Here is a 14,009-nt window from a genome sequence, read left to right as displayed (position 1 = left end):
CCAAAGTATAGGTGCCCCAACTGCCGGTTCCGTGGCGTCTGACACCAGGGATAGGGACAGGATGTGAGTGAATTTTCCTGAGATGTTGGAGGTTATTGCCCAACGCCCACACAAGCCGGCAACTGCGCGGTCAAGGTCGCACAGCGAGCCACGAGCATTTCCCGCAGCAACTTGACGGGTTTACTCAACTGAGCACGATGGGCACACAGCAGATTGAGCGGTGTCGGCTCCCCGCGCAGCTCCGGCAGGATCAAACGCAAGCGTCCGGCCAGCACATCGGTGCTCACATCCAACCAGGACTTATAGGCAATCCCCACACCCGCCACCGCCCAACGCCGAACCACGTCCGCATCGTCGCTGAAACGGTCGCCGGACACCGTCAGGCTGACTTCTCGCCTGCCGTCGTGGAACGTCCAGTGGTCGTGGACGCGGCTGGCCAGCATATACAGCAGGCAATTATGCTGGGCCAATTGCTCCAGATGCCGGGGCTCGCCATGGCGCGCGAGGTAACTGGGGGCGGCACACAGTACGCGAACGTTGCTCGGCGCCACCGATAACGCGATCAGGCTGGAGTCCTCAGGCTCTCCGTAGCGCAGCGCGATATCCACCGGCTGGCGGAACAGGTCGGCGATACGATCGCCAAGCAACAGGCGCACGTTGAGCTGGGGATGCTGCTGCTGAAATTCGTCCAGCCACGGCAACAACTGGTTGCGGCCAAAATCCGAGGGCGCCGACAGTTGCAGCACACCGCTGACGTGGTCCTGGCCGCTGGCCAATAAACGTCGCCCCTCATCCAGTGAACTCAGCGCGGCGCGGGCGTACTCCAAAAAGCCTTCGCCCTCCGCCGTCAGCCGCAGGCTGCGCGTGGAGCGTGCCAGCAAGCGCGTCCCCAGTTGCTGTTCGATGCGTTTGAGTGCGGCGCTGGCTACGGCCGGCGACAGGTCCATCACTCGCGCCGCAGCTGACAAACTGCCCAGGTCGGCAGCACGCACAAACAACTGCAAATCATCAAAACGCAGCATCCGCGCCTCCATTATCAAAATTCCGTTGAAACAGAGTGCTGTTTTAGCCGCTTTTATCGCGGGCGGAAATAGCCAATGATCTGCCCAACCTGCCCATTACGTGCCTGGAGTTGAATATGTCCACTGCCTTTAACGTCATTGCCACACTGATCGCCAAGCCTGGCCAACAAGCGACCCTGGAGCGATTGCTGCGCGGCCTGCTGGAACCGACTCGCCTCGAAGCCGGTTGCCAGCAGTACGACCTTTACCAGGACCAGCAACATCCCGAGACCTTCTACATGCTCGAACGCTGGAGCGACGACGCGGCGCTGGCCGACCACGACAGGAGCGCGCATATCCAGAGTTTTCGCGCTCAGGCGGCTGACGTGATCGAACACTTCGAACTCAAGCGCCTGACATTTCTTGCCTGATCACTGTCCTTTTACGGAGCCACCATGAAAGCCATCGCCTACTACGCATCCCTGCCGATCAACGACGAAAAATCTCTGCAAGACATCGAACTGCCGGAGCCGGTCGCCGGCCCGCGCGATTTGCTGGTGGACGTCAAAGCCATCTCGGTCAACCCCGTGGACACCAAGGTGCGCCAGAATGTCGCTCCGGAAAACGGCACCGCCAAAGTGCTGGGCTGGGACGTGGCCGGCGTGGTCAAGGCCGTCGGCAGCGACGTGAGCCTGTTCAAGGTCGGCGACAAAGTGTTCTACGCCGGCTCCCTGATACGCCCAGGTGGCAACAGCGAGCTGCACACCGTGGACGAGCGCATCGTCGGCCATATGCCCAAGAGCCTGGGTTTTGCCGAAGCCGCCGCACTGCCGCTGACCGCCATTACGGCCTGGGAACTGCTGTTCGAGCGCCTGCAGGTGCGCGAAGGCCAACAGGACGAAGGCCAGAGCCTGCTGATTGTCGGCGCCGCCGGTGGCGTGGGCTCGATCTTGACCCAATTGGCCAGCCAGCTCACCGCCTTGAAAGTGATCGGCACCGCTTCGCGCCCGGAAACCCAGGAATGGGCCAAGGCGCTCGGCGCCGACCTGGTGATCGACCACAGCCAACCGCTGAGCGAAGCCTTGAAACAGGCCGGCCACCCTCAAGTGACTCACGTCGCCAGCCTGACCCAGACCGATCAGCATCTGGACCAGTTGGTAGAGGCGCTGCAACCCCAGGGCAAGCTGGCATTGATTGATGACCCCAAGGTGCTGGACGTGAGCAAACTCAAACGCAAGAGCCTGTCGCTGCATTGGGAGTTCATGTACACGCGCTCGATGTTCGAAACGCCGGACATGATCGAACAGCACAACCTGCTCAATCGCGTGGCTGAGCTGATCGATGCCGGCACCTTGAGAACCACGGTGGGCGAGCACTTCGGTGTGATCAATGCGACGAACCTGCGCCGCGCCCATGCACTGCTGGAAAGCGGTAAGGCCAAGGGCAAAATCGTACTGGAAGGCTTCTGAAAATAACGTCTGTCAGTGTCGTCTGTTATTGATGTAAGTAACGGACGACACCGCTAGTCAGAGAGTTGACCTTTGTCATATTTGCCAGCGTATTCAGGTTTATATTGGCCGCCTTTGCCACGATTCTTTTACGTGAGGAAGTCAGCAATGAAGATCCTGATAAAAGCGTTAGCAAAATCGCAGTGGGAGGTCCGTCTGGACCAGAAAACCATCATTTTCCACACCGAGGCCGAGGCTCGCGCCTTTGCCAATACCCTGCAAGCGCGCATCCAGGCGCCGCATCGTTTTCCGATCAGCCAGCAACAATCCGCCGCTGGCTGACCCGTCCTTCAGACCTGCGCTTGCAGGGCCCTGGCCCGTTGCAGGCGCTGGGTCATCACGGCCACCGTCACCGCCAATACACCGCACAGGCTGATGACCATCGCCATCGGCATGGCTGTGCCATCGTGCAGCATCCCGACCAAAGACGCCGCCCCCGCCGCCACACCGAACTGGATGCACCCGAGCAATGCCGAGGCACTGCCGGCCCTGGCGCCCTGCCCGCTCATGGCGCAGGCAGAGGTGTTGGGCAAAATGCAGCCCAGACTGGCGATGCAGATAAACAGCGGCACCAACAACGGCCACAGTGCATCCGTGCGCAATGCCGTGATGCCCAGCAACGTCAGGCCCGCCAGCAGATACACCCACACCGAACGCGACAGCAAAAACGCCGGGCCACGCTTGGCCAGCAGACGGGCGTTGAGTTGCGCCACCAGGATAAAACCGGCGGCATTGGAGCCAAATACCCAGCCGTAATGCTCGGCGGGCACGCCGTAGAGTTTGATAAACACGAACGGCGAGCCGGCAATGTAGGCGAACATCCCGGCAATCGACAGCGCGCCGGTGAGGGCATAGCCGAGGTAAACCCGGTCCGACAGCAGTCCGAAGTAGCGGCGCAGCGAGCCTGACAAGGGCTGGCGCGGCTGGTGGGCCGGGAAGGTTTCCGGCAGGCCGAACGCCACGGCGACGGCGGCCATCACGCTGAAGAGGGTCAACGCCAGGAAGATCGACTGCCAGCCCCACAACCCAACCATCACCCCGCCGGCCAGCGGCGCGAGGATCGGCGCCAGGCCGGTCACCAGCATCAATTGGGAAAACACCTTGGCCGAGCCCACCGCATCACACTTGTCGCTGACCACGGCGCGGGAAATCACCATGCCCGCACAACCACCCAGTGCCTGTACGAAACGCGCGCCGATCAGCCAGTCCAGAGACGGTGCATAGGCGCAGGCGAAAGAGGCCAGGGTGAATAAGGTCACGCCACTGAGCAGCGGCCCGCGGCGGCCGAAACGGTCTGCCAGTGGTCCATAAATCAATTGGCCAATGGCAAGCCCTGCGAAGTACACCGCCAGGGTCAGCTGGATATGCTTTTCATCGGTGGCGAACGCCGTGGCCATCGCCGGGAAGCCCGGCAAGTAAAAATCGATCGCCAGCGGCGCGAAGGCGCTTAAGGCGCCCAGAATCAGAATTATGCGAAGGTTCATCAGGCACCCAAGTGAGTCGGCAGCCCGACAGTCTAGCCGGGGCTGGGTGCCTTGAACATTAAGATAGCTCGCTAACTATCAAAATCAGGCGAGCTTGGCGCTGTAACCTTCTTCGCAAATCAGGCGGATCACCTCCTCGGCAGACAAACGGCTCTCCACACCGACTTCCCTGGCGGCCAGATCAACCTTGACGCTGGCGGCCGGGTCCTGGCTTTGCACGGCCTGGGTCACCGCCTTGACGCAATGGCCGCAGGTCATCCCTTCTACGCTGAATACTTGCATGACATGACTCCTTTAATGAGGTTAAAACCAGTTTCGACCTTGCCACGATGGCAAGGTCAAGTTCTGAAAACATCGGCCGGGCTGGTATTCGGTGGCACTGTCGGCCAAGCTTGAGCCCTCTTTGATTCAAACTTGGAGCATTCACCATGCGCTGGTCGTTTTTTGGCCTTGTCGGCCTGATGAGTTTGTCTGCCATTGCCCCACAGGCCGGCGCCGCTGAAGACTATGCCGTGCTGATCATTTCCCGGGAGCGCCTGGAGGTGCCGACCAATTGTGAGATTGGTCTGTACCTCAATGACCAACTGGCAGGCCGGCTGTTCCAGGAACAAGCGACGTCATTCAACCTGGCGCCCGGTAACGTATCGTTGCGCCTCAAGCTGCTGCCGGGCCAATCGCCGGGCTGTCTGCCCGGCCTGCTCGCACCGCCTGCGCAGAACATCACACTCAAAGCGGGGGATGTGCGCAAGTTGCGTATCGCCCAGGGCCAGGACGGTATGTACCTCAAGCCCGCCGCACTGGAATACTGAAGGCACTTGACCTTACCCATAGGGCAAGGTTGATCCTAAGGGCCACTTCTCCTGGAGGACTGCCCCATGAATGGATCGACCACCTTCGACCTGCCCATCAGCGGCATGACCTGCGCCAGCTGTGCCGGGCGTGTCGAGCGCGCTCTGGGCAAAGTGCCGGGGGTGCAAAGCGTCAGTGTCAACCTGGCCAACGAACGGGCGCATGTTCAAGTGCTCGGCCAGATCGACCCGGCTGTCTTGATCGCCGCCGTCGACAAGGCCGGCTACACCGCCACCCTGCCCCAAAGCGAAACCGCCACCGACGCCAACCAGGCCCAGCGCCTGCACCGTGAACGTTGGGCACTGCTGCTGGCCATCGCGCTGGCGCTGCCGTTGGTACTGCCCATGCTGGTACAGCCCTTCGGCCTGCATTGGATGCTGCCCGCCTGGGTGCAATTCGCCCTGGCCACCCCCGTGCAGTTCATCTTCGGTGCACGCTTCTATATCGCCGCCTGGAAGGCCGTGCGCGCCGGCGCCGGCAACATGGACCTGCTGGTGGCCATCGGCACCAGTGCCGGCTACGGGCTGAGCCTGTATGAGTGGCTCACCGCCCCCGCCGGCAGCATGCCGCACCTGTACTTCGAAGCCTCGGCCGTGGTGATCGCGCTGGTGCTGCTGGGTAAATACCTGGAAAGCCGCGCCAAACGCCAGACCGCCAGCGCCATCCGTGCGCTGGAGGCCCTGCGTCCGGAACGGGCGATTCGTGTGCGGGATGGTCGTGAGGAAGACGTCGCCATCCATACCCTGAAGCTCGACGACCGGGTGCTGGTCAAACCCGGCGAGCGTTTCCCGGTAGACGGTGAAGTGATAGAAGGCCAAAGCCACGCCGACGAGGCGCTGATCAGCGGCGAAAGCCTGCCGGTGCCCAAACAACCCGGCGACAAAGTCACCGGCGGCGCCATCAATGGCGAAGGCCGCCTGCTGGTGCGTACCACCGCCCTGGGCGCCGAAAGCGTATTGGCGCGAATCATCCGCCTGGTCGAAGACGCCCAGGCGGCCAAGGCGCCGATCCAGAAACTGGTGGATAAAGTCAGCCAGGTCTTCGTGCCCACCGTGTTGGTGCTGGCGTTGATCACATTGCTGGGCTGGTGGCTGTATGGCGCATCCTTGGAGACCGCGATCATCAATGCCGTGGCGGTGCTGGTAATCGCCTGCCCCTGCGCCCTGGGCCTGGCGACGCCGACTGCGATCATGGCCGGTACCGGCGTCGCCGCCCGCTACGGCATCCTGATCAAGGACGCCGAAGCTTTGGAGCGCGCCCATGCAGTCAGCACCGTGGTGTTCGACAAGACCGGCACCCTCACCTCCGGCACGCCAAAAATCGCCCACCTGACCGCTGTCGATGGTCACGCGTCTGTGCTGCTGCAACAGGCCGGCGCGCTGCAACGCGGCAGCGAGCACCCGCTGGCCAAGGCCGTGCTGGATGCCTGCCGCGAACGGGGCCTGACGGTAGCGGATGTCAGCGCCAGCCAATCCCTGACCGGGCGCGGCATCGCAGGCACCCTCGACGGCCGTCAACTGGCCCTGGGCAACCGCCGCCTGCTCGAAGACAGCGGCTTGAGTGCGGGCGACCTGACAGGCTCAGCCCAAGAGTGGGAGGCCGAAGGCCGCACCTTGTCCTGGCTGATTGAAACAGGCGCGCACCCCAAGGTGCTCGGGCTGTTCGCCTTTGGCGACACCCTCAAGCCCGGTGCGCTGGAGGCGGTTGAACAACTCAAAGCCCGAGGTATCGGCAGCCATTTGCTCACCGGCGACAATCGCGGCAGCGCCCGCGTGGTGGCGCACGCCCTGGGCATAGCGGATGTTCACGCCGAAGTACTGCCCGCCGATAAAGCCGCCACCGTCGCTGAACTGAAAAAAACCGGGGTCGTGGCCATGGTCGGCGACGGCATTAACGACGCCCCGGCCCTGGCCGCCGCGGACATCGGCATCGCCATGGGCGGTGGTACCGACGTGGCAATGCACGCGGCCGGGATCACTTTGATGCGTGGCGACCCGCGCCTGGTGCCTGCGGCGCTGGAGATCAGCCGCAAGACCTACGCCAAAATCCGCCAGAACCTGTTCTGGGCCTTTGTGTATAACCTGATCGGTATTCCCCTGGCCGCGTTCGGCCTGCTGAATCAGGTGTTGGCCGGCGCCGCCATGGCGTTGTCCAGCGTCAGTGTGGTGAGCAATGCCTTGTTGTTAAAAACCTGGAAACCAAAGGACGTGGAGGATCAACGCCCATGAACATCGGCCAAGCCGCGCGCCAGAGCGGGCTGAGCGCAAAGATGATTCGTTACTACGAGTCCATCGGCCTGCTCAAGGCAGCACACCGCACAGACAGCGGCTACCGCGTGTACGGCCCGGAAGATCTGCACACGCTGGCGTTTATCAAACGCTCGCGAGATTTGGGGTTTTCACTGGAGGAAGTCGGCAAGCTGCTGACCCTGTGGCAAGACCGGCAACGGGCCAGCGCTGATGTAAAAGCCCTGGCGCGCCAACACATCGATGAGCTGAACCAGAAGATTCTGGAGCTGGGGCAACTGCGCGACACGCTGCAGGACCTGGTGGAGCACTGCCAGGGGGATGAGCGACCGGATTGCCCGATCCTCAAGGAGTTGGCTTCAGGCACTTGCTGTACATGACAGGGGTTGCACAAGGCAACCGAAGGCTCATGTGGTGAGCAGGCTCACCACAACAAGCCCCTTTCCATTTCAGCCCGTCACTGCATCCAGGGCGGCGGCGGTTCTTCGGCCGTCTTGGTGGTCGGTGCATCATCCGCCGCTCGAATCGCCTGCTTGCGCTCTTCATCCAACCGCGCCGCTTCGATCTCGCGGATCACGCCGCCCACATCGGCCAGCTCTTCCGGCTCGTCGAACTCGCCGGTCAATACGCTGGCCGGGTGCAAGGTGCCGGCTTCGTAGAGTGCCCACATTTCCTTGGCGTACTTGGTCTTCTTCAATTCCGGGGCGAAGCGACCGAAGTAGGAAGCCATGTTGCCCACATCCCGCTCAAGCATGCTGAATGCGTGGTTGTTACCCGCCGCATCCACCGCCTGGGGCAGGTCGATGATCACAGGGCCGGTCGGCGTGAGCAGCACGTTGAACTCGGACAAGTCGCCGTGCACCAGGCCGGTACACAGCATCAGCACGATCTGGGAAATCAGGAAGGCGTGGTATTCGCGCGCCTGGTCCGGCTCCAGTACCACGTCGTTCAGACGCGGCGCCGCATCGCCGTACTCGTCGGCCACCAGTTCCATCAGCAGCACGCCTTCAAGGAAGTCGAACGGCTGGGGCACGCGAACGCCCGCACCGGCGAGGCGGAACAACGCTGCAACTTCAGCGTTCTGCCAGGCGTCTTCGGTTTCTTTCTTACCGAACTTGGAACCCTTGGCCATGGCCCGGGCCTGGCGGCTGTTACGGACCTTACGGCCTTCCTGGTATTCAGACGCCTGACGAAAACTTCGTTTATTCGCCTCCTTGTAAACCTTGGCGCAACGCAATTCGTTGCCGCAGCGCACCACATAAACAGCTGCTTCTTTACCACTCATGAGTGGGCGCAGCACTTCGTCGACCAGACCGTCTTCGATCAGGGGTTCAATGCGTTTAGGAGTCTTCATCAGCTTTTATTGTGGGTCCTTTATTACCAAATACGCGTATGGCACTCGTTATACGGCAATCGGCTCGCCGGTGGGAGGGGCTACCGACCTCTGACCACTCAAGAATGCATCCTATATGCCAGTTTCGGCCGGAATCAACGTTCAATAATCGCCGTCACGCCTTGGCCGCCCGCGGCGCAGATCGAAATCAGCCCGCGCCCCTTGCCCGCCGCATCCAGCAATTTAGCCAGATTAGCGACGATGCGCCCGCCGGTGGCAGCAAAAGGGTGCCCGGCGGCCAGGGAACTGCCCTTCACATTCAGCCGGCTGCGGTCGATGGCGCCCAGTGGCGCGTCGAGCCCCAGACGGGTCTGGCAGTAGTCGGCATCTTCCCAGGCTTTCAGTGTGCACAACACCTGAGCCGCGAAGGCTTCGTGGATCTCGTAGTAATCGAAGTCCTGCAGCGTCAGACCATTCCTGGCCAGCAAGCGCGGCACGGCGTAAACCGGCGCCATCAACAGGCCTTCGGCACCGTTGACGAAATCCACCGCAGCCGCTTCTCCATCGCGCAGATACGCCAGGATCGGCAAACCGCGAGCCTTCGCCCAGTCTTCGCTGCCCAGCAGCACCAGGGAGGCACCATCGGTGAGCGGCGTGGAGTTGCCGGCGGTGAGCGTAGCCTTGTCGCTGCGCTCAAACGCAGGCTTTAGCGCAGCGAGTTTTTCCAGGGTCAGGTCGGGGCGCAGGTTGTTGTCGCGGGTCAGGCCCAGAAACGGCGTGAGCAAATCGTTGTGCCAGCCTTCGGCGTAGGACGCGGCCATTTTCTGGTGGCTCTCCAGAGCCAACTGGTCCTGCTCGGCGCGGGGGATCTGCCAGGTCTGTGCCATCAATTCACAGTGCTGGCCCATGGAAAGGCCGGTGCGCGGCTCGCCATTGCGCGGCAGCTCGGGTTTGAGGTGATGGGGACGCAGTTGCAGCAGGGTTTTTAATTTATCGGCCATGGACTTGCCGCGGTTGGCTTGCAGCAGGATTTTGCGCAGCCCCTCATTCACGCCGATGGGCGCGTCGGAGGTGGTGTCCACCCCACCGGCAATCCCACAGTCGATCTGGCCCAGGGCGATCTTATTGGCCACCAACAAGGCCGCTTCCAGCCCAGTCCCACAGGCTTGCTGCACATCGTACGCAGGGGTTTGCGGCGACAGACGCGAGCCCAGCACGCATTCGCGGGTGAGGTTGAAGTCTCGGGAGTGCTTGAGCACCGCACCGGCGACCACCTCACCCAGGCGCAGGCCATGCAGGTTGTAACGCTCGATCAGGCCCTCGAGGGCGGCGGTCAGCATCGCCTGGTTGCTCGCCGTGGCGTAGGGACCATTGGAGCGGGCGAACGGAATGCGGTTACCACCGATGATCGCCACGCGGCGCAATTGAGTCATGGAAAGCTCCCTCTGTCTGTTATGGGCGTGATCAATGAGCCTAGTCGAACGACTGCTACCCTGGGATGGTCAACCCTTTGAACCCCAGCCTTCGGAGAGCGTTCCATGTCTGACCGTTATATCGACTTCGCCAACTCAAGCCTCGGCCATCGCCTGGTCGCCGCCCTTGGCCTGCCGTCACCGGTACGCCTGGAACGCTGGCAAGCCGGGCGCCTGCGCCCTGTGGAAGGCGCCCTGCTGCTGGGCGGCGGCCCGCTGGTAACAAAGGTGCAGGCCTTTGCCCACAAACTCACCGAAGCGATTTACAGCTACGGCGCCGAGACGTCCACCTGGATCCCCGGCCACGGCCCCAAGCTGAAGGCGGTGGTATTCGACGCCAGCCACTTGCAGCACACCGATGAACTCAAGCAACTGCGCGAATTCTTCCAGCCGCTGCTGAAAAACCTCGACAACAGCGCCCACCTGGTCATCCTTGGCCGCGCGCCGGAAAGCCTCAGCGACCCGTTCGCCGCCAGCGCCCAGCGGGCCCTGGAGGGTTTCAGCCGCTCCCTGGCCAAAGAACTGCGCAACGGTGGCGTGTTGCAGTTGCTCTACGTCGGCGACGGCGCCGACGATCAGTTGGAAGGTGCGCTGCGGTTCTTCCTCTCGCCCAAAAGCGCGTATGTCTCGGGCCAGGTGATTCGCCTGCAAGCCTGCGTCACGCCCGTTGAAGACTGGACCCGACCGTTGGCCGGGCGCAAGGCACTGGTCACCGGTGCCGCCCGTGGCATCGGCGCGTCCATCGCCGAAACCCTGGCCCGTGACGGCGCCGACGTGATCCTGCTGGATGTGCCCCAGGCCAAGGCCGACCTTGACGCGCTGGCCGCGCGCCTGGGCGCGCGCCTGGGCGCGCGCACGGTGGTGCTGGATATCTGCGCCGAAGATGCCGCCGCTCAATTGATCGAGCACCTGCCCGATGGCCTGGACATTTTGGTGCACAACGCCGGCATCACCCGCGACAAGACCCTGGCCAATATGACCCCGGAGTATTGGGACGCGGTACTGGCCGTCAACCTCAATGCCCCGCAGTTGCTGACCCAAGCCCTGCTCGACAGCGGCACCCTGCACGACAACGCCCGCGTGGTGCTGCTGGCGTCGATCAGCGGCATTGCCGGTAACCGTGGGCAAACCAACTATGCCGCCAGCAAGGCCGGATTGATTGGCCTGGCCCAGGCCTGGGCGCCGCTGCTCGGCGAGCGCGGCATCAGCATCAATGCGGTTGCCCCGGGTTTTATCGAAACCCAGATGACCGCGCACATTCCGTTTGCCCTGCGTGAAGCCGGGCGCCGCATGAGTTCGCTGGGCCAGGGCGGCGTACCTCAAGACGTCGCGGAAGCAGTGGCGTGGCTGGGCCAACCCGGTTCCGGTGCGGTCAGCGGGCAAGCGCTGCGTGTGTGTGGGCAAAGTCTATTGGGAGCGTGAACCATGCAATGGCAGACCTTGAGCAGCCCCCCGTTTCTGCCGCCGCTGTATTGGCGCGCGGCACTCAAGCGCAAGATCACCGGCACGGCCCTGCCTGAACAGGGCGTGCGCTGCCGGGTCAGCGTCAATCCCAGGCAGGTGGCGGCCTATCGCAAAGTCTGCGGGTTTGCCGACAGCCCCATGCTGCCGGCCACCTACCCGCATATCCTGGCGTTCGGCTTGCAGATGCAGCTGCTCACCGATCACGCCTTTCCTTTCCCGCTGTTGGGCTTGATCCACCTGAGCAACCGCATCCGTATCCACCGGCCTTTGGGCGGTGTGAGTGAACTGTCCATCGCCGTGCACGCGCAAAACCTGCAGCCACACCCCAAGGGTGCGACGTTTGACGTGGTGACCCGCGTCGAAGATTCCCTCGGCCTGTTGTGGGAAGCCGAAAGTCGCATGCTGTGCCGAGGCGTGAAACTCGACGGCGAAACGGCGCAGGCCGTGCAAGCCGCCCCCACTCAAACCGGCGAAATCACCCGTTGGAAAGCCCCGGCCGATATCGGTCGCCGCTATGCCCGTGTGTCGGGCGACTACAACCCGATCCACCTCAGTGCCTTCACTGCAAAACTGTTCGGCTTCCCCCAGGCCATCGCCCACGGCCTGTGGAACAAGGCGCGCACACTCGCCGCACTGGCTGAGCATCTGCCAGGGGCCAATATTGAACTAACGGTCGAGTTCCAGAAGCCCGTGCGCCTGCCCAGTGAAGTGGTATTGCTTGCCAGTGCTGCCGGTACCCGTGGCGAATTGATGTTGAAAGGTGCGGGCGACATTGAACATATGCGGGGTAAATGGCAGCCGATCACGGAACGGCACTGATTAATTGTATATATACGCAAAAAGTTATAGCGGGCCTGATCAGGCCCGCTTCTGTTAATTAAGCTTCTGATTTAAAACACCTATACATTTTTGATACTCGCCCGCCCACATCCTTTTGATTAATCATTAAGCCCCTTCCGAGCCGCCCTATATAAATCGTTAATACCAAGTTGAGCATTGAGAGAACACGCCTCCGGGTCTGTGATGAGCACACGGACAAACGCATCGTTATCCGAAGAAATAACCAGCGTTTGATGACAACTCAGGTTGTACAGGTGCAAGGAACTCAATCATGAATACTCAACGCGTGTTTTGGAAAACCAGTACCGCATTGGCCCTGGCAGTCGCAATGACGCTCGGCGGTTGCAGCAGCGGTGGCGGCGGGCATCACAGCAGCGATTCTGCGTCCTCGGACACCGGCACCAGCGGTGGTACTGCCGGTGGTGGTGCCGGGGGCGGCACCGGTGGTGGCACTGACGGAGGAGGCACTGGTGGTGGCGGCACCGGCGGCACGCTGGTCACGGCCGATGTGGTTGACACCGCCGGCGGCACTGTCAGCGACCTGGGCGGCACTGTCACAAGCCTGGGCACCACCCTCGGCAGCCTGCCAATCGTAGGCGCCAGCGCACGCAGCCTGGTCACCGCCACCGGTACGGCCGTGAGCAGCATTGGCGATGGCCTGTCGGAAGGTCTGGGCTCATTGGGCACAGACAGCAACGCGTTGGGCATCACCGTTGCCGGGGTGGGCACAGGCGTTGCCGACCTGGGGGATGGCGTCACTGCCACCGGAAATAACGTTACCACCCTGCTGGGCAAAGTGCCGGTGGTACGCACGGCCGCACCGGCGGTCGGCGGTGCGGTAAACAAGGTCGGCAGTGCCGTGACCATGCTCGGCGACACCCTGAGCATCGCCAGCACCACTGGCCCACTGGGATCGGTCACCGATGCCGTAGGCGAACGCGTTCTGGTGCCCGTCGTCTCCCTGGTGGAGAACACCACTGGCAAAGTCGGCACAAGCACCGGGCTCAACGACCCTGTCGGTGGCCTGCTGCAAAAGGTAGGCGAAACCGCGGACAGCCTGGGGGATAAAGTCGCCGGCGCAGGCGGTACCGGCAACCCTGTGACCGGCGCCGTGGGTAATGTGCTCAATGGCATAGGCACCGTCGTCGGCAAGACCAGCGGTTATGTCGATCCGAACGGCGGCAGTTCCGGCGGCAGCGCCGGGCGACTGGGTCTGGCCGAGTCGATCGGCGGGGTGATCTCCGGCGCCGGCAGCGGCCTGAATGCAGGCAGCACCAACGGCGTGGTCAGCGCGATTGGCATCACCGGCGTCAAGGGTGGTACCACCGTGGCGTCCCTGGGTACGCTGCTCGGCGGCAGCGGCACGCCGAACATAAAGGCAGGCGCCGCGATCGCGCCCGTCACCAACACCCTCGGCGGCGCCTTGAACCCGGTCACCAGCGGCGTGCAAAACCTCACGCAAACCATCGGTGGCAGCACGGGCCTGGGCAGTCCGGTGAACGGCCTGGTCACCAACATCGGCGCTGCCGTCGGCAACCTGGGCACCACCCTCAGCGCCACTGGCAGCAGCCCGATCACCAATGCCTTGGGCGGTACGGTCAACGCCGTGGGCGGCACCGTGGCGTCGGTCGGTGGCTTGGTCACCGGCGGCACCACCTCCAGCAGCAGCGGCTTGCTCAGCGGTGGTCTGGGCCTGAATGGCAGCGCGTCCACCTCCGCCACCACCACAACCAACACGGGCGTACTCGGCGGAATCCTGGGCGGCCTGACCCGAAACTAGCCTTGCACCTGGCCGATTAGTCGGCCTCACCT

14 protein-coding genes are annotated in these 14,009 nt (G+C 62.8%); 9 read left to right on the top strand and 5 right to left on the bottom strand.

Going from position 1 to position 14,009, the window contains the following annotated elements:
* Positions 1-92: 92 nt before the first annotated feature.
* Complete coding sequence (locus PSH59_RS03285; RefSeq protein WP_305394302.1) at positions 93-1,022, bottom strand: LysR family transcriptional regulator; 930 nt, start codon at positions 1,020-1,022, stop codon at positions 93-95.
* A gap of 116 nt (positions 1,023-1,138) precedes the next feature.
* Between PSH59_RS03285 and PSH59_RS03280 the strand changes: the two genes are divergently transcribed.
* The 3 genes from PSH59_RS03280 (at position 1,139) to PSH59_RS03270 (ending at position 2,791) form a co-directional block, all read left to right on the top strand.
* The gene (locus PSH59_RS03280; RefSeq protein ID WP_248077686.1) at positions 1,139-1,432 is read left to right on the top strand and encodes a putative quinol monooxygenase; all 294 of its coding nucleotides are present in this window, start codon (positions 1,139-1,141) and stop codon (positions 1,430-1,432) included.
* 24 nt (positions 1,433-1,456) lie between these two features.
* Entirely contained in the window at positions 1,457-2,470 is a 1,014-nt protein-coding gene (locus tag PSH59_RS03275) for a zinc-binding alcohol dehydrogenase family protein (protein ID WP_305394301.1), read from the top strand.
* Positions 2,471-2,617: 147 nt separating this feature from the next.
* Entirely contained in the window at positions 2,618-2,791 is a 174-nt protein-coding gene (locus PSH59_RS03270; protein WP_248077684.1) for a hypothetical protein, read from the top strand.
* An 8-nt stretch (positions 2,792-2,799) separates the two neighbouring features.
* Here PSH59_RS03270 and PSH59_RS03265 read toward each other — a convergent pair whose 3' ends face one another.
* Positions 2,800-3,993, bottom strand: coding sequence for a Bcr/CflA family multidrug efflux MFS transporter (locus PSH59_RS03265; RefSeq protein ID WP_248077682.1), 1,194 nt, complete (start codon positions 3,991-3,993; stop codon positions 2,800-2,802).
* Between the two features lie 84 nt (positions 3,994-4,077).
* Positions 4,078-4,275, bottom strand: a complete 198-nt coding sequence (locus tag PSH59_RS03260; protein ID WP_305394300.1) for a heavy-metal-associated domain-containing protein — start codon at positions 4,273-4,275, stop codon at positions 4,078-4,080.
* Positions 4,276-4,421: 146 nt separating this feature from the next.
* Here PSH59_RS03260 and PSH59_RS03255 point away from each other — a divergent pair, with 146 nt between their 5' ends.
* The 3 genes from PSH59_RS03255 to cueR all read left to right on the top strand — a co-directional run bounded on the left by PSH59_RS03255 (position 4,422) and on the right by cueR (position 7,468).
* Positions 4,422-4,802, top strand: coding sequence for a hypothetical protein (locus PSH59_RS03255; protein ID WP_248077680.1), 381 nt, complete (start codon positions 4,422-4,424; stop codon positions 4,800-4,802).
* Positions 4,803-4,868: 66 nt separating this feature from the next.
* Positions 4,869-7,070 carry a cation-translocating P-type ATPase gene (locus PSH59_RS03250; protein WP_305394299.1) on the top strand — a complete coding sequence of 734 codons (2,202 nt, stop codon included), beginning with the start codon at positions 4,869-4,871 and terminating at the stop codon, positions 7,068-7,070.
* Positions 7,067-7,468 carry a Cu(I)-responsive transcriptional regulator gene (gene cueR / locus PSH59_RS03245; RefSeq protein WP_248077678.1) on the top strand — a complete coding sequence of 134 codons (402 nt, stop codon included), beginning with the start codon at positions 7,067-7,069 and terminating at the stop codon, positions 7,466-7,468. The genes PSH59_RS03250 and cueR overlap by 4 nt, the downstream gene beginning before the upstream one ends.
* A gap of 77 nt (positions 7,469-7,545) precedes the next feature.
* Here the strand turns inward: cueR and PSH59_RS03240 are convergent, their stop codons facing one another.
* Positions 7,546-8,442, bottom strand: a complete 897-nt coding sequence (locus tag PSH59_RS03240; protein WP_248077677.1) for a PA4780 family RIO1-like protein kinase — start codon at positions 8,440-8,442, stop codon at positions 7,546-7,548.
* Positions 8,443-8,576: 134 nt separating this feature from the next.
* Positions 8,577-9,854, bottom strand: coding sequence for an acetyl-CoA C-acetyltransferase (locus PSH59_RS03235; RefSeq protein ID WP_305394298.1), 1,278 nt, complete (start codon positions 9,852-9,854; stop codon positions 8,577-8,579).
* 105 nt (positions 9,855-9,959) lie between these two features.
* Between PSH59_RS03235 and PSH59_RS03230 the strand changes: the two genes are divergently transcribed.
* The 3 genes from PSH59_RS03230 (at position 9,960) to PSH59_RS03220 (ending at position 13,977) form a co-directional block, all read left to right on the top strand.
* Positions 9,960-11,315 carry a 3-oxoacyl-ACP reductase gene (locus tag PSH59_RS03230; RefSeq protein ID WP_305394297.1) on the top strand — a complete coding sequence of 452 codons (1,356 nt, stop codon included), beginning with the start codon at positions 9,960-9,962 and terminating at the stop codon, positions 11,313-11,315.
* Positions 11,316-11,318: 3 nt separating this feature from the next.
* Positions 11,319-12,176: a MaoC family dehydratase gene (locus PSH59_RS03225; RefSeq protein ID WP_305394296.1), complete on the top strand. Its 858-nt coding sequence runs from the start codon at positions 11,319-11,321 to the stop codon at positions 12,174-12,176.
* 292 nt (positions 12,177-12,468) lie between these two features.
* Entirely contained in the window at positions 12,469-13,977 is a 1,509-nt protein-coding gene (locus PSH59_RS03220) for a collagen-like triple helix repeat-containing protein (RefSeq protein ID WP_305394295.1), read from the top strand.
* Positions 13,978-14,009: the final 32 nt, after the last annotated feature.

This window comes from Pseudomonas sp. FP2309 (genome assembly GCF_030687575.1).
Classification (GTDB): Bacteria; Pseudomonadota; Gammaproteobacteria; order Pseudomonadales; family Pseudomonadaceae; genus Aquipseudomonas.
This window is presented reverse-complemented; position numbering and strand designations above follow the sequence as displayed.

Bases quoted from the DNA above. Each gene is read 5' to 3' on its own strand.
- PSH59_RS03285 (WP_305394302.1), bottom strand. From the start codon at position 1,022: ATGCTGCGTTTTGATGATTTGCAGTTGTTTGTGCGTGCTGCCGACCTG.
- PSH59_RS03280 (WP_248077686.1), top strand. From the start codon at position 1,139: ATGTCCACTGCCTTTAACGTCATTGCCACACTGATCGCCAAGCCTGGC.
- PSH59_RS03275 (WP_305394301.1), top strand. From the start codon at position 1,457: ATGAAAGCCATCGCCTACTACGCATCCCTGCCGATCAACGACGAAAAA.
- PSH59_RS03270 (WP_248077684.1), top strand. From the start codon at position 2,618: ATGAAGATCCTGATAAAAGCGTTAGCAAAATCGCAGTGGGAGGTCCGT.
- PSH59_RS03265 (WP_248077682.1), bottom strand. From the start codon at position 3,993: ATGAACCTTCGCATAATTCTGATTCTGGGCGCCTTAAGCGCCTTCGCG.
- PSH59_RS03260 (WP_305394300.1), bottom strand. From the start codon at position 4,275: ATGCAAGTATTCAGCGTAGAAGGGATGACCTGCGGCCATTGCGTCAAG.
- PSH59_RS03255 (WP_248077680.1), top strand. From the start codon at position 4,422: ATGCGCTGGTCGTTTTTTGGCCTTGTCGGCCTGATGAGTTTGTCTGCC.
- PSH59_RS03250 (WP_305394299.1), top strand. From the start codon at position 4,869: ATGAATGGATCGACCACCTTCGACCTGCCCATCAGCGGCATGACCTGC.
- cueR (WP_248077678.1), top strand. From the start codon at position 7,067: ATGAACATCGGCCAAGCCGCGCGCCAGAGCGGGCTGAGCGCAAAGATG.
- PSH59_RS03240 (WP_248077677.1), bottom strand. From the start codon at position 8,442: ATGAAGACTCCTAAACGCATTGAACCCCTGATCGAAGACGGTCTGGTC.
- PSH59_RS03235 (WP_305394298.1), bottom strand. From the start codon at position 9,854: ATGACTCAATTGCGCCGCGTGGCGATCATCGGTGGTAACCGCATTCCG.
- PSH59_RS03230 (WP_305394297.1), top strand. From the start codon at position 9,960: ATGTCTGACCGTTATATCGACTTCGCCAACTCAAGCCTCGGCCATCGC.
- PSH59_RS03225 (WP_305394296.1), top strand. From the start codon at position 11,319: ATGCAATGGCAGACCTTGAGCAGCCCCCCGTTTCTGCCGCCGCTGTAT.
- PSH59_RS03220 (WP_305394295.1), top strand. From the start codon at position 12,469: ATGAATACTCAACGCGTGTTTTGGAAAACCAGTACCGCATTGGCCCTG.